This window comes from Agromyces larvae (genome assembly GCF_022811705.1).
GTDB lineage: Bacteria > Actinomycetota > Actinomycetes > Actinomycetales > Microbacteriaceae > Agromyces > Agromyces larvae.
Map to the genome: position 1 here is coordinate 3,931,547 of NZ_CP094528.1, position 18,857 is coordinate 3,950,403.

General features: G+C 67.7%; 18 protein-coding genes. 5 read left to right on the forward strand and 13 right to left on the reverse strand.

The annotated features are described in order from the left end of the window. Positions 1-3: 3 nt before the first annotated feature. The 3 genes from MTO99_RS18665 to MTO99_RS18675 are packed head-to-tail and all read right to left on the reverse strand — an operon-like array spanning position 4 to position 6,073. Positions 4-1,473, reverse strand: coding sequence for a hypothetical protein (locus tag MTO99_RS18665; RefSeq protein ID WP_243555690.1), 1,470 nt, complete (start codon positions 1,471-1,473; stop codon positions 4-6). Between the two features lie 2 nt (positions 1,474-1,475). After that, entirely contained in the window at positions 1,476-4,901 is a 3,426-nt protein-coding gene (locus tag MTO99_RS18670) for a DEAD/DEAH box helicase family protein (RefSeq protein ID WP_243555691.1), read from the reverse strand. Beyond that, on the reverse strand, positions 4,898-6,073 hold the full coding sequence (locus MTO99_RS18675; protein ID WP_243555692.1) for a Fic family protein: 1,176 nt from the start codon (positions 6,071-6,073) through the stop codon (positions 4,898-4,900). Before MTO99_RS18675 ends, MTO99_RS18670 begins: the two co-directional genes overlap by 4 nt. A 285-nt stretch (positions 6,074-6,358) precedes the next feature. Here MTO99_RS18675 and MTO99_RS18680 point away from each other — a divergent pair, with 285 nt between their 5' ends. Both MTO99_RS18680 and MTO99_RS18685 read left to right on the forward strand, forming a co-directional pair. Further along, a complete protein-coding gene (locus MTO99_RS18680) occupies positions 6,359-7,522 on the forward strand; it encodes an ImmA/IrrE family metallo-endopeptidase (RefSeq protein ID WP_243555693.1) in 1,164 nt (387 codons plus the stop codon). After that, positions 7,522-8,022, forward strand: coding sequence for a DUF4411 family protein (locus MTO99_RS18685; RefSeq protein WP_243555694.1), 501 nt, complete (start codon positions 7,522-7,524; stop codon positions 8,020-8,022). Before MTO99_RS18680 ends, MTO99_RS18685 begins: the two co-directional genes overlap by 1 nt. A gap of 1 nt (position 8,023) precedes the next feature. Here the strand turns inward: MTO99_RS18685 and MTO99_RS18690 are convergent, their stop codons facing one another. From MTO99_RS18690 to MTO99_RS18715, 6 genes are all read right to left on the reverse strand, one after another. Next, positions 8,024-8,182 (reverse strand): hypothetical protein, encoded by a 159-nt coding sequence (locus tag MTO99_RS18690; RefSeq protein ID WP_243555695.1) that lies wholly within the window; start codon positions 8,180-8,182, stop codon positions 8,024-8,026. 22 nt (positions 8,183-8,204) lie between these two features. Continuing rightward, positions 8,205-8,600: a hypothetical protein gene (locus MTO99_RS18695; RefSeq protein WP_243555697.1), complete on the reverse strand. Its 396-nt coding sequence runs from the start codon at positions 8,598-8,600 to the stop codon at positions 8,205-8,207. Then, positions 8,600-8,821 (reverse strand): hypothetical protein, encoded by a 222-nt coding sequence (locus tag MTO99_RS18700; protein ID WP_243555698.1) that lies wholly within the window; start codon positions 8,819-8,821, stop codon positions 8,600-8,602. Before MTO99_RS18700 ends, MTO99_RS18695 begins: the two co-directional genes overlap by 1 nt. Next, entirely contained in the window at positions 8,821-9,987 is a 1,167-nt protein-coding gene (locus MTO99_RS18705) for a restriction endonuclease subunit S (RefSeq protein ID WP_243555700.1), read from the reverse strand. The genes MTO99_RS18700 and MTO99_RS18705 overlap by 1 nt, the downstream gene beginning before the upstream one ends. Then, on the reverse strand, positions 9,984-11,537 hold the full coding sequence (locus tag MTO99_RS18710) for a type I restriction-modification system subunit M (protein ID WP_243555702.1): 1,554 nt from the start codon (positions 11,535-11,537) through the stop codon (positions 9,984-9,986). The genes MTO99_RS18705 and MTO99_RS18710 overlap by 4 nt, the downstream gene beginning before the upstream one ends. Positions 11,538-11,619: 82 nt before the next feature. Continuing rightward, positions 11,620-12,087, reverse strand: a complete 468-nt coding sequence (locus MTO99_RS18715; protein ID WP_243555703.1) for a hypothetical protein — start codon at positions 12,085-12,087, stop codon at positions 11,620-11,622. 217 nt (positions 12,088-12,304) lie between these two features. Between MTO99_RS18715 and MTO99_RS18720 the strand changes: the two genes are divergently transcribed. After that, positions 12,305-14,923 carry an ATP-dependent Clp protease ATP-binding subunit gene (locus MTO99_RS18720; RefSeq protein WP_243555705.1) on the forward strand — a complete coding sequence of 873 codons (2,619 nt, stop codon included), beginning with the start codon at positions 12,305-12,307 and terminating at the stop codon, positions 14,921-14,923. Positions 14,924-15,026: 103 nt separating this feature from the next. Next, positions 15,027-15,278, forward strand: a complete 252-nt coding sequence (locus tag MTO99_RS18725; RefSeq protein WP_243555707.1) for a hypothetical protein — start codon at positions 15,027-15,029, stop codon at positions 15,276-15,278. Between the two features lie 75 nt (positions 15,279-15,353). On the opposite strand, the gene MTO99_RS18730 is transcribed toward MTO99_RS18725, so the two are convergent. From MTO99_RS18730 to MTO99_RS18745, 4 genes are all read right to left on the reverse strand, one after another. After that, on the reverse strand, positions 15,354-15,746 hold the full coding sequence (locus MTO99_RS18730) for a nuclear transport factor 2 family protein (protein WP_243555708.1): 393 nt from the start codon (positions 15,744-15,746) through the stop codon (positions 15,354-15,356). 69 nt (positions 15,747-15,815) lie between these two features. Then, positions 15,816-16,460 carry a response regulator gene (locus MTO99_RS18735; protein WP_243555709.1) on the reverse strand — a complete coding sequence of 215 codons (645 nt, stop codon included), beginning with the start codon at positions 16,458-16,460 and terminating at the stop codon, positions 15,816-15,818. Next, positions 16,457-17,635 (reverse strand): sensor histidine kinase, encoded by a 1,179-nt coding sequence (locus tag MTO99_RS18740; RefSeq protein ID WP_243555710.1) that lies wholly within the window; start codon positions 17,633-17,635, stop codon positions 16,457-16,459. The genes MTO99_RS18735 and MTO99_RS18740 overlap by 4 nt, the downstream gene beginning before the upstream one ends. Next, positions 17,632-18,333, reverse strand: a complete 702-nt coding sequence (locus MTO99_RS18745) for a DUF2306 domain-containing protein (RefSeq protein ID WP_243555711.1) — start codon at positions 18,331-18,333, stop codon at positions 17,632-17,634. The genes MTO99_RS18740 and MTO99_RS18745 overlap by 4 nt, the downstream gene beginning before the upstream one ends. 102 nt (positions 18,334-18,435) lie before the next feature. Between MTO99_RS18745 and MTO99_RS18750 the strand changes: the two genes are divergently transcribed. Further along, on the forward strand, positions 18,436-18,855 hold the full coding sequence (locus MTO99_RS18750; protein ID WP_243555712.1) for a hypothetical protein: 420 nt from the start codon (positions 18,436-18,438) through the stop codon (positions 18,853-18,855). Positions 18,856-18,857: the final 2 nt, after the last annotated feature.

Consider the following 18,857-nt stretch of genomic DNA (forward strand, 5'->3'; position numbering starts at 1 on the left):
ATCTCAGCTCTCCCAAGGTGTGACCGCCTGCTCGTAGCTCCACCGACGGAACGACCGGTCGGTCCGCCGGATGAAGAGGAACGTCACGATCGCACCGGGCAGAGCGCTCGAGAAGAGCACGAAAGGCAGCCATCCGAAGGCCCACAGTGCAAGCGGGCCGAGCACGACATTGTCGAACGCTCGAATCGGCAGGAGGCCCAGCGTGAAGTAGAGGGCCAGCTGAATGGCAGCACCCAGGCCCCATCCGTAGAGTGCCCAGATCGAGAAGCCGCGTCGCGGCACACTGATACCGGCCCGCTTCAAAGTGAGGTAGCGGCGGATGTGTTCGACCACCGTGAAGACTCCACCCACGAGAAGGAGCAGGCACGCGAGGGTGAACATGGCGAAGCCGCCGATCACCACTGCGAACGCGGTCGAAGTGAGACCGAAGGAGAGGGAAGCACCGCCGGAGAGGACTGCGAAGGAGACGAGTGCCAGAGCGCTTCCCAGGTTGAACAGACGTTCGCTCCTCCTGAAGCGCCGATCGAATCCGGATCGACTCGAAAAGTATGCACCGACGAGCATTCCGAGTGCGAAGACGACTCCGACGATTCGTGTCGTCGTCGTGAACTCACCAGGGGTGACCTCGGAGGTCATCGCCCCATTGATCGATTCCTGCCAGGCGCGAAAGGTCCCGTTGGCATACATGACGAGCGTGGTCGCGATGAGTGCCACGAGCGTGGTCAGCAATGCTGCGACTTTGAGGATGTGGACCAGTTCGGTTCGGTCGCCTGCAGGCGCCTGCAGGCGGATCGTCGCGAAGAGCTCAGTCGCGAAATACGACAGCAGCGCGACCGCGGAAACGATCAAGCCGGCATTGGACGCGATCGTCGTTGTGGAATCGAACGGGTGCTCGCCTCCGACGAGTCCAAGGAGGCTCCCAACGATGAGCCCGCCGACGAGGCCGATGAGCGCGCCGCCGCCGACCCAGAGACCTCCGACGACGATCGTTCTCCTGAGCCATCGAGGGGTGAACCATCGAAGACCGGCGAGGGTGACTGAGCGTTCGAGTCGACGTTGCGATCGCCGCCAAGTCCGTCTGAGTTGGGAGCTGAGTGGCTGGTCGGCCACCGCCGACCGTTGCTGGTTGAGGGCGTTCGCGAGGCGGGCTTCCGAATCCGCGGCGAACGCCTGTATGAGCTGGACGTCGTTCGAACCGACGAGCCGGAGGATGCTGCGTACCGATGCCTCAGCGCTCAGTGTTGCCGGTTTCACCCGGGAACCGAGGATGTCGTCGGCGATGGAGATGTCCGCGGACGTCAGATCTCCGGCATCGGGTGCGCGGTCCTGGATCACGGTTTCGGCGAGCGAACGGAACGCGTAGTCCCATTCGGGATGACGCAGCAGTGCAGCCCCGCCTCCGAACGCAACGAGGATGGGGAACAGGATCGCGAGCGTGATCGCGAGCACGACCCAGAGCTCGAAGTCGCGCATCGTCAGGCGATCCGAGTCGGCCGAGCAGTCGCGGCGACCTGGTCGAGCACGTGCTCGAGGGCGTCGATCTCTGACTCGCTGAACACGTCCTCAGGCCCGCGCGGCGCGATCGCGTCGAACGGCGGGTCGTAGAGCACTTTGATCGGCACCTGCCCCGTGCGACTGAGCTGATCGACGATGAGGTCGACGAACGAGATCTGGCGTGCGCTGAGGTTCCGATCGGCGACGAACTGGGAGAGCGCCTCTTGTGCGGCCGAACGTTCGAGCCCGAGCAGCGAGCGGACGAAGAGCCCCAGCCCGTCGGCCTCGGCAGCGGCGGTCGCGAGGGCATCGAGATCGGATGCTTCGAACTCGCCGCTCTCGACGAGCATGCGCTGCAGCTCGTCGAGGTCGGTCTCGGTGAGTTGTTTCCCCGTGCGGAGCTTGCGCAGCACGACGTGGTTCTCGTGTGTGCGCAGATAGGCAAACAGCTTCTGCCGGAATCGAACCCGGTTCACGCCGGGGCTGTCGATGACGATCTCGGTCGGACCTTCGTCGAGGTCGAGGGTGTCTTCGAAGTCGGTGAACATGATCGATCGCGACTTCGCTTCGATGAGCCGCACGAGCGGGCGGAGTCGCACGCGCATCGCCTCGAGCATCGGCGCGGTGACGTCCTGCCACCAGTCCGTGCCGGCGACGGCGTCGATGAGCTCGAGCTGCGCGGCGATCACGGGGATGCCGCGCTGCTCGCCGAGCGCCGTGGCGATCGCCCGGATCCGGTCGCGTGCGGTCGCGAACCCGGGGTCGGCGGCGAGCACGCCGAGCTGGGCCCGAAGCACGAGCAGATCGAACCGCTTCGCACGCTCGTCGGTGTCGGTCGCGAGTGCGGCCGACGGAAGGTCGGCGAGCGCAACGGCGTCCGAGACCTCCGCCGCCCACGCGTCGCCTGACGCGAACCGTTCGACGAGCCGGCGATGCGGACGCACGAGGAAGTTCTGCTCGTTCATCCCCGCGACGATCGCTTGCAGTCCCTCGGCGAGCCCCGTGCGGAGGTCGCGATCGTCGTCGGACGCGGCGCCCGAGACATCCGCTCGATCGAGTGCCTGGAGCAGTTCGAGGCGGGCCGAGAACAGGCGCGAGTGCAGCGAACGAGCGCCCGAGGACTGGAGCTCGGGCAGTTGCTGATTGAAGAACTCGATGTTGCCGCCGACATCGAAGACGATGAAGTCACGCTTGTCGTCGCTGCCGTCGTCGGCGTCGCCGTACAGCCCCGGACGCAGTCGCGTGCCGCGCCCGAGCATCTGCCAATACTTCGACTTCGAGAACACGGGTTTGAAGAACACGAGGTTCACGACCTCGGGCACGTCGATGCCCGTATCGAGCATGTCGACCGAGATCGCGATGTGCGGCGACTTGTCGGCCTGCGCGAAGTCGTCGATGAGCGTCTCGGCACGCTCGACCCGGTAGGTGATGACGCGCGCGAACTTCCCCGCGTACTCGGGGTAGTTCGCGTCGAACCGGTCGGCGATGAACTGCGCGTGGGCGTTGTTCTTCGCGAACACGATCGTCTTGCCGAGTCGGTCGCCGCCTGCGACGCGACGGCCCTCGGTCATGAGCACTTCGAGCACCTTGTCGACGGTGTCTTCGTTGAAGAGCCACGCGTTGATCGCGTCGGCGTCGACCTGGTCGGGGATCTCGCCGTCTTCCCAGTCGAGCAGGTCCCACTGCTCCTTCTGATCGTCGGTGAGTTCGTCGTAGCGGATGCCTCGCCGGAGGAACTTCGACGTGATCGAACGGGCAACAGGCGGCACGAGGTAGCCGTCTTCGATCGCTCGCGAGAGCTCGTACTCGAAGGTCGGGATCCCGTCTTCGAGGTGGAAGAGGCGATAGGTGTTGTGGTCGACTTCGTCTTTCGGGGTCGCGGTGAGACCGACGACGTGCGCGTCGAAGTACTCGAAGATCGCGCCGTACTTCTGGTACACCGACCGGTGGGCCTCGTCGATCACGATGAGGTCGAAGTAGCCGGGGCCGAACCGGCGTGCGCCACCGTCGTCTCCGCCGCCCTGGTCGATGAGGCCCATCATCGTCGGGTAGGTCGACACGTAGACCCGGCCTTCGAGGTCGCGCTCGTCGAGCAGGTTCACCGGGGGCGTATCGGGCGCGTGCGCCTTGAACGCGCTCACGGCCTGCCCGACGAGTGCACGGCGGTCGGCGAGGAAGAGCACGCGCTTCACCCAGTTCGCGCGCGAGAGCAGGTCGACGAGCGCGATGACCGTACGCGTCTTGCCGCTGCCGGTCGCCATGACGAGCAGCGCCCGTCGTTCGCGATCACGTTCGAACGCCTCGGCCACCGCCCGGATCGCCTGGTGCTGATAGGCGCGACTCGCAACCTCCTCGTTGATGGCGAGCGAGTCGAGCGGCTTGCGAGAGCCGCGCCGCTGCACGAGCAAGGCGAGTTCGTCTTTCGTGTAGAAGCCCTGCACGGCGCGCGGAGGATATCCGGCGGGCGAGTCATCCCACATCCAGTGCTCATAGCCGTTGGACGTGAAGATCACCGGGCGCTGCCCGTACTGCGCCTCGAGCGCGTCGGCGTAGAGCTTCGCCTGCTGCTGCCCGACGCGCGCGTCGCGCCGGGTGCGCTTCGCCTCGACGAGTCCGAGCGGCTTGCCGTCATCGCCCCACAGCACGTAGTCGACGCGGCCCGTGCCGCTCGGACTGCCGTCGAGCCCGGTCACGGGCACCTCGACGACGTGCGGAGCGGTCGGGTCCCAGCCGGCTTCGCGCAGCAGCAGGTCGATGAAGCGATCGCGAGTGGATGCCTCGTCGTAGTCGTGCGTGTCGGGGACGACTGCGTTCTGCGCCTTGGCCTCGGCGATCTCGGCCCGAAGCGCTTCGAGCTCTGCCCTGAGCTCGTCGCTCTCGGCGACCTTGGCCGCGAGCGCGGCATCCTTCTGCTCGTTGGCTGCGAGGGCGGCGGCCAGTTCGGCCTTCGTCTTCTGGATGAGCCCGGGCTGCGGTTTCGGCAGGGATGCCACGTCGAACGACTGCCCCGGTGCAGGTCGGTTCGCGGGGTCGGTCGCGTAGTGCGACGCGAGCCAGATCATGACGTGGAAGAGTTCGCGCACGATCGGCAGGCTGTCGGCCGGCGTGATCTTGAACGTCTTGTGCACGGCGTCGTTGCCGCGCATACGGATGAGGTTCATCTTCGCGAACACCGCCTGCCCGACGAGTCGCTTGAACGTCGGCTCGTGGATGAGGGCGGCGAGCTCGTCTTTGTACGGCGGCTTCAGCGAAGCATCCGCCCGATACAGCCAGAGCGCCGTGAGTTCGACCGCGCGTCGCGCGTAGAAGAGCGAGGAGCGCGGGTCGCCGTTGACGTAGAACTCAGCGCGGGAGGCCTCGGCGGCGATCTCGGGCCATTCGTGCCGGATGAAGGCGAAGTTGGTCATGCGGGGTCCTTGAGAAGCGGCGGCAGGAACCCTGCCCGGTCGAGTTCGCGGATCAGGAAGGGGCTCAGCTCGTTGGGGCCGAACGAAACAAGGTACGAGCGACCACCGACATGTTCGGGTTTCAGGAGTCCGCGGTCGAGGAGCGGGCGGAGTGCGTGGCTCCTGAGTGAGGGGCTGCCGGGCACGAGGTGCTCGATCTGTCCGGCCTTGAGGAATCCGGTGTCGAAGGCAAGCAAGAGGATGTCGCGCTCCCGGGCCGTGATCCCGGCCGCGCGGGTGAACCTCTCGAGGGCGGGTGCGACGAGCTCATCGCGTACGAACGCGGCGTCTTGCAGACGGTGGAGGCGTCGCAAGTCGGCGAGCAGGCCGCTGATGAAGAACTCGCACCACGCGATGGTGCCTGCGTCACTCAGATCGTCGGCCTTGGCGAGGGCGTCGTAGTACTCGGATCGGGACACCCCGAACACGGAGGTCGGGTTGACTGCTCGAAGGCCGACCGGGCTCACGAACCCGTGGCGGCCGAGCATGGCGTAGCTGAGCAGACGGGAGACGCGGCCGTTGCCGTTCTGGAACGGGTGGACCCAGAGGAACCGGTGGTGGGCGATCGCGACGTGCAAGAGCTGTTGGTGAGTCGGCACCTGTCGGTTGACGAACTCGAGCAGACGATCCATCTCGGCCTGAACGGAAGCGAACAGGGGAGGCTGGTGGGTGGCGCCCTGAATGGCGACGTCGCGAACGCGGTAGGCGCCGGGCCTCGAATCTCCTTCGCGGACGAGTCCGTCGACCGCACGCCGGTGAAACTCGCGGATCAGTGAATGGGTGATCGGCCGCGTTGGGTCACTTTCGTCGATGAACTCCATGACTTCGTTGAGGTTCAGAATTTCGCGGACGGTCTCGTCTACCCGATCGGGTTGGGACTCTGCGGCTTGCGCGCCGGCGATCGCGTCGAGGATGGTCGTGCGGTTGCCCTCGATGCGTGCGGAGATCATGCTCGAGAGGAACTGGAACAGGCCGTGCAGCTCGGAGAACACGTGAGGCGGAGTCGTGCCGACCCCGATCTCGCCTCGGAGGCGCTCGAGCTCCACGACCGACGAGGCGAGTTCGGAGTCGAAGTCGAACCGCGGAAAGACGAACTCTTCGTTGCTGGAAGTCGCATCGGTATTTGATTCCATCGTGCTCCGTACTTTAGGGCAAGCAGGTCACGATCGGCATGAATCCGGGGAACTTCCTCTCCCGAGTGATGTGTCGGATTTGCAGAGTACGGGACGGTTGAATCAAGACATGGTCGCTGACTGCGGCGTCTGCCCTGCTCGACCGCGCTCAGCTTGCTGAATACAGCAATCAATCACGGTATTCAGTGACGGCTCGCTCGCAACTTGTGGCGCCTTCGGGGTCGACGTCGGTCCCGATCGCTACGCTCGTACCAGTTGTCAGGAACGTTGAGGAGGTGCGTTGGTATGTCCGTCGGCGTGCCGGTCGCTCCTGATGTCCTCCATTGGGCCGCCCGACGGTCGGGCCGCGACGATTCTGAGTTCGAACGCAAGTTTCCGGCCTGGCACCAATGGCTCGTCGGCGAGAAAGCCCCGACGATCAAACAGGTAGAACAGGTTGCGCGCTACTCTCATGTGCCATTCGGCGTGTTCTTCCTCACTGAGCCGCCCACCGTTGAGTTGCCCATCCCCGACTTCCGTCTCGGCATTCACGGGAAGGCCGCTCTCCCGAGCCAAGAACTGCTCGATGTCATCGAGGCCTGCCAGCTCCGGCAGGCTTGGTACCGCGACTTCGCGCTCGCCAACGAGTTCGGGCCAGCGCGCGTGACCCGTCTCGGCCCCGAGCTCGATGTCACAGAAGCCGCCCTCGCGATCGCAGATGACCTGCAGTTCGGGGTCGACGCTCGAAAACGAATCACTCGGACTGAGGCTCGCAATCACCTGCGGCACGCATTCGAGGATCTTGGCGGCATTGCAGTCTTTACGAGCATGGTCGGAAACGACAATTCCCGGCCGTTGAAGCGGGAAGAGTTCCGGGGATTCACGCTCGCCGACGACGTCGCGCCCCTGGTCTTCGTCAACACGTCCGATGACACACTCTCCGGTCAGCTCTTCACCTTCTTGCACGAGTACGCACACGCAGCGCGCGGCCAGTCCGGCGTAAGCGACGAAGACCAGCTCGACAGAGGAACTGTGCCGGCTGATGGGATCGAACAATGGTGTAACGCGGTCGCTGCCGAAGTGCTGGTCCCGGCCGCCGATTTGCGCGCCGAGTTCAGACCGGCGGCACCGCTTCGCGGGGAGCTCGATCGGCTGGCAGCCCGTTATCACGCCAGCACGCTCACCGTTCTGATCAAGCTCCGAGATGTCGGGCTCATCCAGCGAGAAGGCTTCGATCGGGTGTTCCAGGCGGAGCAGCGGCATGTCGCCGACACATTGGCGAAGCGTGCTGAGGCGAGCGGTGGCAATCACTACCTCAATCAGCCGTTTCGCCTTGGCGAGAACTTCTCTCGCGCGGTGATTCGAGAGACTCGGCGTGGAGCGGTGAGCTACGTCGAGGCTTTCCGGCTGCTCGGCATGCGTTCCGCGACTCAGCTCGAGAAGTACGCCAAGTCTCTCGGGATGAGTTGATGCATCTCTTCGACACGAACCCGTTCATCGAAGCGAAGAACACCTACTATCCGTTTGCCGTCGCGCCCGGCTACTGGGAATGGCTCAGAAGCGAGCACGAAGCCGGACATATCGCTTCGATCTCTGCGGTCCGCGAGGAACTGCTCCGTCAAGACGACGAACTCTCGGAGTGGGCGAAAGACCTCCCGAACAGCTTCTGGATCGAGGAATCGACCGAAACCCTCGATGCGCTACGCCAGGTCGCGACTTGGGCGATGAGCACGTCGCGGCAGTATCTCCCTGCGGCGCGGAGCGAGTTCCTCAACGTGGCGGACTTTCGACTGATCGCGGCCGCGTTGGCTGGAGGACACACGGTCGTCACGCGCGAGCAGCCCTCGCCGGCGTCGAAGAACCGAATTCTGATTCCAGACGTGTGCGACGCGCACGGGGTGAAGTGGGCCTCGCCGTTCGAGACGTATCAGCGCCTCGGGCTGCGTCTCGTGCAGCCGATCGGGCGGTGATCTAGAGTTCGGGATCTCGTAGCCCGAGACTCACCCGGGACGCCTCGACCGAGATGTCTTCGCTTATGTGGGTCGCGCGCACGATCCCGCGCTTGCGGTTCGCGAACGGCAACGTGCCGTGGCGCCCCACGAAGGCATCGATGAGGTGCGACTCGACCATTTCGGGGTCTTGGTCGGGTGTCTCACGCCAGGCCACGAGCAGGCGACCGCTGTCGGCAAAGTTGCCAGATCATTCGGCCGCCCCAGTGTCCGACCGGCTGGCCAGCGCCGTGGCGGCGGTACTCGTCGAGGCGCTTTCGCAGACCACGACGGCCGGATGCTCCTCCCGCGGCCTTGCCGATGTAGACGACGGATGCGTCAGCCACCCACTGCGCCGCGAGCACGTCGATCGGGAGAGACGGGTCTTTGCCCTTGAAATGACCGGCGGGGTTTGTGGGCAAGAAGGTCGGGGAAGCGGTGCTCTCTCGGACGACGACGTAGACGCCCGGGCCGGTGGGCACAGCGACCTCGGGGAGGTCGGCGAAGGGGACGAAATCGGCGAAACCGGGCAGGCCGCGCTCGCGCTCAGCTTCGATCATCAGAATCCTCTCGGGTTGCGGCGTTGCAGGAGGTAGCCGCGGCGAGCGCAGAGGTCGACCCAAGCCTTCTCGTTCACGCGGTTGGAGTTGCGACCCCGCACGCGGCAGATGTGCTGCCACGCCTCGCGGCTTACGAGGTCTTCGGAGCTGACCGAGCCCGTGTTGATCGCGCGGATGATCGCCGCGTCGGAGTTGCCCGAGGACTTGCCGAAGCCGAACATCAGAGCTCCCCTCGGAAGGCTCGGTGCTGGAGGGAGGCGAAGAGGGTGTCGAGCTCGGTCAGCCCGCGCCGCATCGCCGCCGTCGATGCATCGAGTTCTTCCATACGTTCGCGGAATTCCGTCTGCAACGACTTCGCCGGGATCTGCACAGGAAACGCTTTCAACTGAGTCGAATTGATCGATGCGATCCCCGTGGTTTGTTTCGCCATTCGGAGAAAGTAGGACTTGCCGTATTCGCTGCCGATGTGCCAGTTCAGATAGAGAGGGAGAACTTCATCGGTGTTGAGGCGAACGCGGAAGACGTGATTCTGGTGAATGGACTCCGCCAGTTCGGCCTTCCACAGAACTCCGCGGCCGAGCTTGTCGGGGTCGCCACCTTCGGTCAGCAGCAGATCATCCATATTGAGTGCGTACTTCGCGATCTCGGCATCAGTCGCTTGGATCGTCTTGACGGTTCCCAGATCGAGGCGGCGATCCTGGACATTCACGACCGCCATATAAGGGACATCGCGAACCGGACTTCCGTTGAGCCGTCGGCCCTTAGTGATCCCGGAGGTGACGTCAGCGATCTCTGAGAGCGGTTTGGTCACAGTCGACGCGGTTGCGAATGTTGCGCGGTAGGCGGAAGTTGCGAGCGTCTCGAGCTCGCCCAGGGCAGCTCTGCGCAGGACGCGCAGGGTATCGGCCTGGTCGAGGATGGCGGCGATGCGGCGTTGTTCGGGGAGGGGTGGGAGGGGGATCTTCAGTTGCTCGAGGAACGTCTTCGGCACGCGCTTCTGGCCAGCGCTTCCCGTCATCTGCGATTCTCCGGCAAGACGGACCTCCGGCGACCGCAACAGGTGGAGAATATAGCGGGCGTCGGCGACCCGATCGTCCACCCGCACGACATGGAACTCTGTGGATCCGAATCCGATATGCGACCCGAGCCGAGCTTGCGCGATCTTGCCGTTCTCGAAGCATGGAGTGATCTTGGCTACTAGTAGGTCGCCATCCTCAAAGGGCGTGTAGCCCTTACGGACCTTTCCGTAAGGGCGCGCATCGCCTTCCGAAGTGCTGCCGAACTCCGAGACGTCGGCCATTCCGAGGAAGTGGACAGTGTCCTCGTCGCGCAGCGTCGCTCTGAGCCGTGGGTTGATCGCTGCGACCTCGGATAGAGCGACGTTCATGACGCGCGCTCTTCGGTTGTCGGCGTCGTAAGTATCGCTCGCAGATTCCGGAGCCCCTCCGCGATCTCGACCTCGAGCGCGTCCAACTCATCGAGGATCTCTTCGGGGGAGCGGTGCTCGACCTCTTCGTGCTCGATCTCTTTGTAGCGGTTGATCGAGAGGTCGTAGCCGTTCGCGACGATCTCGTCTTTCGGCACGAGGAAGGATTGGGCGGTGCGGGGGCGGGCGTGCTCGGGGGAGGGGCCCGCTTCGACAGGCTCAGCGAGCTTGGCGGGCTCAGCGAGCGAACGCCAGCGATTCAGCACGTCGGGGAGATCGTTCGCCTCGATCGGGGTGCGCTTGTCGTCGAGGGTGAAGCCGTCGGCGCGCACGTCGTAGAACCAGACCTGGTCGGTTCCGCCCGACGAGGTCTTCGTGAAGAAGAGGATCGCCGTCGAGACACCGGTGTAGGGCTTGAACGTTCCGCTGGGGAGCTTCACGACGGCATCGAGCTTGTGGTCCTCGACGAGCATCTTGCGCAGCGACTTGTGCGCGTTCGACGATCCGAAGAGCACGCCGTCGGGCGCGATGACTGCGGCGCGCCCACCGTTCTTCAGCAACTTGATCATGAGCGCGAGGAAGAGCAGTTCGGTCTTCTTCGTCTTCACGACCTGCAGCAGATCTTTCGCGACGGTCTCGTAGTCGAGGCTTCCGGCGAACGGCGGATTCGCGAGCACGAGCGAGTAGTCGGCGCTCGCCGGATGCCCCTCGGCGAGCGAGTCGCCGCGCTCGATCACGGGCTCTTCGACGCCGTGGAGCAGCATGTTCATGCTCGCGATGCGGGCCATCGAGGCATCCGAATCGAAGCCCGTGAACGCCTTGGTGTTGAAGAACGCGCGCACCGAGGCATCCGTCTCGACCTCGGGGTGATGCTCGCGCAAGTACTCGACGGCCGAGATCAAGAAACCCGCGGTGCCCACCGCCGGGTCGATGATGCGGTCTTCGGGCGTCGGCGCCGCCATGTCGACCATGAGTTTGATGATGTGCCGGCTCGTGCGGAACTGGCCGTTCTGCCCGCTCTGCGAGAGCTTCGCGAGCATGTACTCGTAGATGTCGCCTTTGGTGTCGCGGTCGTCCATCGGGATGTCTCGGAGCAGGTCGACGACCTTCGCGAGCAGCGCGGGCGTGGGGATCGTGAAGCGCGCGTCCTTCATGTTGCGCGCGTAGCTCGACCCGTCGCCGCCGAGGCGGCGGAGGAACGGGAAGACGTGCTCGTCGACGATCTCGAACATCTCTTGCGGCGAGCGGTTGGTGAAGTCTGACCAGCGCAGGTCGTCGAACGGGCGGGCGACCCGGCCCGTGTCGTCGATGCCCTCGGGGAAGATGCGGCGCTGCATCGGCTCGCCCGTGCGGTTCGCGCGGCGCTCTTCGCGCGTGTGCAACTCATCGAGCCGGCGGATGAAGAGCAGATACGTGATCTGCTCGATGACCTCGACCGGGTTGGCGATGCCGCCCGACCAGAAGGCGTCCCAGACGCGATCGACTTTGCTGCGGAGTTCGCCGGTGACCAAGATGTGGTGCCTTTCGGAGGGGTGCTTGAAGCAGCGTAGTGCGGCCCGGTTCTCGACGGGAGCCGGGCCGCTGGCCGCGGTGCTACTGACGCTTGAGCTCGACCGTTGTCGTGACTCCGAGCGCGGTCACCTCGTAGCTGATGGTGTCGTTGTCGAACGAAAAGGTCTTCGTCGGGTCGCCCGAGGCGAGCAGCGCGCCCGAGGTCTTCTCGGTGTCGTTCTGCGAGTCCCACGAGAACGGTCCGGATACGGTCGGAGTCTCGAACGTGCCCGACCAGTAGAGCGCCTTCGTGTTCCCGCCGTCGCTCACCCAGAAGACCTCGATCGTGTCGGCGGTGATCGTCGCCGATTGGAAGCTCTCCTCGGATTTCTTGTTCGACTGCACCCACTCGCCGACCAGGTCGGCGGGCTGTGCGGGAGCCTCGTTCTCGGTGGCTCCCGTGCTCGGCCCATCGGTGCCGGCGGCGGTCGCCGCGCACCCCGCGAGTCCTGTGCCGAGCAGGGCGATCAGCGCGATCTGGGCGATTCCGGGGGTGAGACGTCGAGTCATTTCTTCTCCGTGTGCGATCGGTCTTCCGGGGGTTGGCATTCCTGACAGCGCGACCGACGCTATCTCTGGGCGCCGACATCGACCGAGTCGAAGGGGGCGGAGTGACCTGTTCTGGGGGCGCCGAGCGAGTCGATCATGGTTCGACGCAACGGGAATACCCGCACCCCCTCCGCGTTGAACTTGAGCGTACCCAACTCAAGTTCCCAAGGAGAACCAGGTGCCCGAAGACTTCAACGAGGCCGGCTCGAGCTCGTTCGACGAGTTTCTTGCCCGGTACCTTGCGGGTGAGCAGGCCAGGCAGGCGCGGTCGATCGACCTCAGCCGGTTCCTGACTGCGCGCACGCAGAGCATCCTGCAGCGTGCCGGACGCTTCGCACTCGAACGCGGCCAGACCGACCTCGACGCACTGCACATCCTGCGCGTGATCGTCGAGGACGACGCGGTCAAGCAGGCGATCCAGCGCATCGGGGCGAGCCCCGAGCGCATCATCACGGCGACCGAGCAGCGGTTGCCCGCTGCCCTCGATCTCGAGGAGGACTCGCTTCGACAGGCGCAGCGAGCGGCGACCATCACGCCGAGCGCATCCCGCGCGCTGTTCCACAGCTACCAGGTCGCGCGCTCATCCGGCTCGACCTACATCGATCCCGAGCACCTGTTCTTCGCGCTCGTGCTCGGTCAGGATGCCCCGGCCGGCCAGGTGCTCGCACGCGCGGGCGTGACGGCCGAGGCGCTGACGCAGGGACTCGCGGGCGACTCCCTTCGACAGGCTCAGGGAGCGAACGGCGACGAGTACGGTGACGAGGCCCTTCGCCCGGCTCAGGGAGCCGAATCGAGCACTCCGATGCTCGATAAGTTCGGCACCGACCTGACCGAACTCGCCGAGAACGGCGAACTCGACCCGGTGATCGGCCGCGTCGACGAGATCGAGCAGACCATCGAGATCCTTTCCCGCCGCACCAAGAACAACCCGGTGCTGGTCGGCGAGGCGGGCGTCGGCAAGACGGCGATCGTCGAGGGTTTGGCGCGCGCGATCGTCGAGGCATCCGTGCCCGAAGCGCTGCTGGGCAAGCGGGTCATCTCGCTCGACCTGCCCGGCATGCTCGCCGGAACCCGGTACCGCGGCGACTTCGAAGAGCGGCTCACGAAGACCATGGAGGAGATCGCCGCGAACAAGGGCGAGTTCATCGTCTTCATCGACGAGATCCACACGGTCGTCGGTGCGGGCGGCTCGGGCGACGGCGGCACCGACGCGGGCAACATCCTGAAGCCGCGCCTCGCGCGCGGCGACCTGCACCTCGTCGGCGCGACGACCCTCAACGAGTACCGCAAGATCGAGAAGGACCCGGCCCTCGAGCGCCGCTTCCAGCCGGTGCGCGTCGGCGAGCCCAGCATCGAGGACGCGGTGCTGATCCTGCAGGGGCTCAAGCCCGCCTACGAGCAGCACCACGGCGTCGAGTACACGGATGCCGCGATCCGCGCCGCGGTCGAGCTCAGCGACCGCTACCTCAGCGACCGCGTGCTGCCCGACAAGGCGATCGACCTGATCGACCAGGCCGGCGCGCGACTGCGCCTCAAGCTGGGCGTGAAGGTCGACGTGAGTGAGCTCATCGAGCGGCTCGCGACGCTCGAGGCCGACAAGAACGCCGCCGTCACGGCCGAGCACTACGAGGAGGCGTCGCGGATTCGCGATGAGATCTCGAAGGTGCAGGATCGGCTCGACGAGGCATCCGCCACCGGTCGCGCGACCGCGGCGGCCCAGGAGGCCGTCATCGACGAGCCCGAGATCGCCGCGGTGATCTCGCGCGCCACCGGCATCCCGGTGAACCGCCTCACCGAGACCGAGCGCGAGCGCCTGGGTTCGCTCGAACAGGAGCTCCACGCCCGCGTGATCGGGCAGGACGACGCGGTGACCGCGGTCGCCAAGGCCGTGCGCCGCAACCGCACCGGCATGGGCGACGCCAAGCGCCCAGTGGGCTCGTTCCTGTTCCTCGGCCCGACCGGGGTCGGCAAGACCGAGCTCGCGAGGGCGCTCGCCGACCGACTGTTCCCTTCGACCGGCTCAGGGACCGACCACATCATCCGCTTCGACATGAGCGAGTTCGGCGAGCGCCACACGGTGTCGCGCCTGGTCGGCGCCCCTCCCGGGTACGTCGGGTACGACGAGGCCGGCCAGCTCACCGAGCGCGTGCGGCGCAACCCGTACTCGATCGTGCTGTTCGACGAGATCGAGAAGGCCCACCCCGACGTCTTCAACCTGCTGCTGCAGGTGCTCGACGACGGACGCCTCACCGACGGCCAGGGCCGCACGGTCGACTTCCGCAACACGGTCGTGGTCATGACCAGCAACCTCGGGTCCGAGTTCCTGGCCAGCCGGTCGGGCGCGCTCGGCTTCGTCGCCGGTACGGATGCCTCGGGCTTCTCCTCGGCCGACGAGGTCAGGGCTCGCGTCATGGGCAAGGTGCGCGAGGCGATGCGCCCCGAGTTCCTGAACCGCATCGACGAGATCGTGCTGTTCCAGAAGCTCACGCAGCACGAGATCGCGCAGATCGTGCGCCTCATGCTCGGCGACACCGAGCGGCGCCTCGCAGCCCGCGAGGTCGCGATCGAGGTCACGGATGCCGCGGTCGAGTGGCTCGGCGCCCACGGCTACGAGCCCGAGTTCGGTGCCCGGCCGCTGCGCCGCCTGATCCAGCGCGAGGTCGACGACCGCATCGCCGACCTGTTCGTCTCGGGCGACCTGGGCGACGGCGAGGCGGTGAAGGTGGATGCCTCGGACGGCGCGCTCACCGTGGCATCCGTGCCGCGCGCCGTGCTCGACCAGCCGATCGCGGCGTAGCGCACCACCCACCGGCGAACGCCCGGCTCCGTCAGGGGCCGGGCGTTCCGTGGTGACCAGCCGACCCGGGTCCGAACGCGCAGGCGTGGTCTCCGCTCGCGTCATGATCGGGGCCGTCGCGCGTCTCTCGGGTATGGGGACGCATTTCGAGATCGTGCACGGGCCGCTCGGCGAGACGTCGATCCTGCCGTGTGCGTGCCCGCGTCAGGCTGATCACCCGCGACTGAACTCCGACACCGCGCCGGTGCAGATCCTCCGGGCCGACGGGCGGACGCCCGAGCACGGGCGCCGCGACCGGGGTCGGCGGCGGGCGGACGGGCGGGCGCTCGCTCCGTGGGCCGGCGGTCGCGCGTAGCATCCGCCCGGTGCGCACCGACCGCGAGATCCCTCTCGGCGACCCGCGGCGAGGAGCCGGGCGGCGTGACCGCCGTCACGCCGCGTCGGCGTGGCGGTGCACGACCTTCCAGCCGTCGCCTTCGCGACGATAGACCTGCGTCGCGCGCAGCGTGAAGGTCCGCGGCGAACCGTCGATGGACGCCGTCATCCGCTCGTACCCGACGGTGTACGCCATGTCGCCGGCGACGTCGTACGAGATCAGGTCGAAGCTCCACTCGGTGCAGTCCGAGAAACTCGCGGCGAGCACCTCGAACGCGTCGACGAGTGCGGCCCGGCCGACGGCGTTGCGCCACGCGCCGAGCGCGCTCACCCGCTCACCCGTCGACCAGATGGCGCGACGCGGACCGTCGTCGCCGTTCATCATCGCCCGTTCGGCTTGCGCGAGGTCGCCGTCGACCCAGGCCAGGAATTCTTCACGGTCGCTCATGGGTTCAGGATCCTCCGCCGCGGCGCCGGACACAACGATGGTTCGTGTTCTCGCGCGACCCGACGCCGTTCAGCGGCCGCGCTCGACCGCCCAGATCGCGAGTTCGACGCGGTTGCGCAGGCCGAGTTTGGCGAGCAGGCTCGCGACGTGCGTCTTCACGGTGCTGAGCGAGAGGTGCAGCTCCCGCCCGATCTCGGCGTTGCCGAGCCCGCGTGCGACGGCGGCGAGCACCTCTTCCTCCCGAGCGGTGAGAGGGATGGGAGGTTCCGAGCGGGTGCTGCCTCCCGAGGCCGCGAACGTCTCGATGAGCCGCACCGTCACGTTGGGGTCGATGAGCGCGTCGCCGCGTGCGGCGGCGTGCACGGCCTCGGCCAGCATCGCCGCGCCGACGCCCTTCAGCAGGAACCCCCGGGCGCCGGATCGCAGGGCGTCGTACACGTACTCGTCGAGGTCGAACGTGGTGATGACGACGACCGCCGGCGGGTCGGCGACGCCGGGCCCGGCGAGTTCGCGGGTCGCGGCGAGGCCGTCGAGCACCGGCATGCGGATGTCGAGCAGGCAGACATCGGGCCGGATGCTCCGCGCGAGCGCGACGGCTTCGGCCCCGTCGGCGGCCTCGGCGACGACCTCGATGTCGGGCTGCGCGTCGAGGATGACGCGCAGGCCGGTGCGCACCAGTTCCTGGTCGTCGGCGATCAGCACCCGCACGCTCATCCGCGCTCCCGTTCGTCTCGTGACCGGCCCGAGCGGGGCAGCACCGCGGTGACGGCCCAGCCGCCGGTCGGGGCGGGGCCGACGCTGCAGGTGCCGCCGACGAGTGCGGCGCGCTCGAGCATGCCGGGGATGCCGTACCCGGGCGAGCCGGCCGGGCGGTGCGGGTCGCCGTGCCCGCCCCGCCCGTCGTCGCGCACGTCGAGGCGCACGCCGTCGGCGTCGACGCGGAGGTGCACGTCGATAGCGGTCGCCCCCGTGGCATGCCGCCGCGCATTGGTCACGGCCTCCTGCGCGATGCGGAAGGCGGTCGCGGCGACCGCCGGCGGCAGGGGCGCGGCGGCGTCCTCCGCGTCGACGCGCACCCGCACCGGGGGCTGCCCGGTCGGGTCGTCGAGGGCCCGCACGTCGTCGAGGCCAGGGGTCGGCGTCAGCTCCGGGGCATCCGGCCGCCCGTCGTCGCGCCGGAGCATCCGCACCATCGAGCGCATCTCGTCGAGCGTGCGCGACGCCTCGCCCTCGATGACCTCGAGCACCTCGGCGGCGCGTGCCGGATCGGCGGCGGCGACCGCGCCGCCCGCCTGCGCCTGGATCGCGATCGCCGACACGTGATGCGCGACCGTGTCGTGCAGGTCGCGGGCGAGGCGTTCGCGCTCGAGCAGGCGTGCGCGGTCGAGCTCGCGCATCCGCGCCGCCGCCCGCCAGCGCACCGCGAGCGCGATGGAGCTGGTCGCGACGATCACCGCGATCGCCCCGATCAGGTCGCCGAGCTCGGTCGGTTCGCGCAGGAACGACAGCGCGGTGCCGGCGATCACGAGCGCGCCGCCGCCGAGCATCGCGCGCCCCGACCCCCACCGCAGCAGCGCGTACAGCAGCACGAGGAAGTACACCGCCGCGAACGACTCGGGCTCGCCGCCGAGCACGAGCCCGACGACCGTGGTCGTGCCGAAGGCGATCGCGAGCATCGTGAACGGGCGCTGCCGCCGCCAGAGCAGGGTCGCCGCGAGCCCGGCGAGCACGACGGCCCACACCCAGCGCGACGGCAGCTCGGGTCGGGCGGATGCCTCCACGAGCGCCAGCACGGGCACGACCGCGACCAGCACCCAGTCGCGCCAGACCCGCCGTGGCGGCGACGGCACGGCGGCCGGCGCGTTCCACAGCGACCGCACGGCGCTCATGCCCTCATGATAGGAGCGCTCGCGGCCGTGCCGCCCGTGCCGGTCGGCCTGCGGTTCGCCCGGCTCGGCCGACCGCGCCGGATCGCGATCTCGGCGACGACCAGGTTGATCGCCCAGCCCGCGCCCATGAGCACGGCGTGCATCGTCTCGTCGGGCGGCGTGCCGACCGCGATCGTCCACGGCAGGAAGGTGAACGCCTGCGTGCCCGCGCCCAGCCCGATCGCGTAGGCGCGCATCATCCAGGCCCGGTGGGTGGGCACGTCGCCGCGGCGGATCGCGACGAACGCGACGATGAGCCCGGCGGACATCGCGGTGCCGAGCACCATCCGCATGGTCCAGAGCGCCCAGCCCACCGGGGCGGGGATGGAGTACATGAGCGTCATCCAGAGCGCCGACCCCGCCGAGGCGAGCCCGGCGGGCACGAGGATGCGGCCCGCCCGGCGGTGCCAGCGCCGACGCCGCAGCGACGGGGCGAACTGCAGGGCGCCGAGCACCAGGTACACGCTCGACCCGACGACGTGCACGATCACCGGCACGGGCGAGTCGAAGAAGCGGGCATTGTCGGCGGTGACCGCGGCGCCGGTCGCGAGCGAGCCCACCCGGAACACGCCCGCGACGATCGGCACCAGGCTGAGGAGGATGAGCCCGGCCGGGACGAGCCACTCCGGGATGCGTCGCGGGCGGGATGCATCGGACATGCCTCGATGCTCGCGGCCGGGCGCGCCCCGGCGCATCGGCCGATCGGCCCGAGTGCGCCGGTCGATCGGCCAGCCTCACGCGCGCTGTGCGATGATCGCCCGGTGGGCGACGGGGGAGCGATCGACGTCGAGGTCATCGTCGATGCGGCGAACGTGATGGGGTCGCGGCCCGACGGCTGGTGGCGCGACCGGGCGGCCGCGGCGTCGCGAGTGGTCGCGGGTCTGCCCGCGCTGGTCGGTCGGGTCGTCGACGGGCCGGATGCCTCTCCCGGCCCCGTCCGCATCGCCCGGGCGACCGCCGTCATCGAGGGCGCCGCGAAGGCCGCCGACCTGCCCGACGACGCCGACGTGCTGCGCGCGCCCGCCGACGGCGACTCCGCGATCGCCGAACTGGCCGCCGAGCGCGCGAGTCGTGGCATCCGCGTGCTCGTCGTCACCGCCGACCGGGGCCTGCGAGCGCGCCTGCCCGACACCGCGATCGCCGCCGGGCCCAACTGGCTGAACGCGCTGCTCGGGCGGTGACC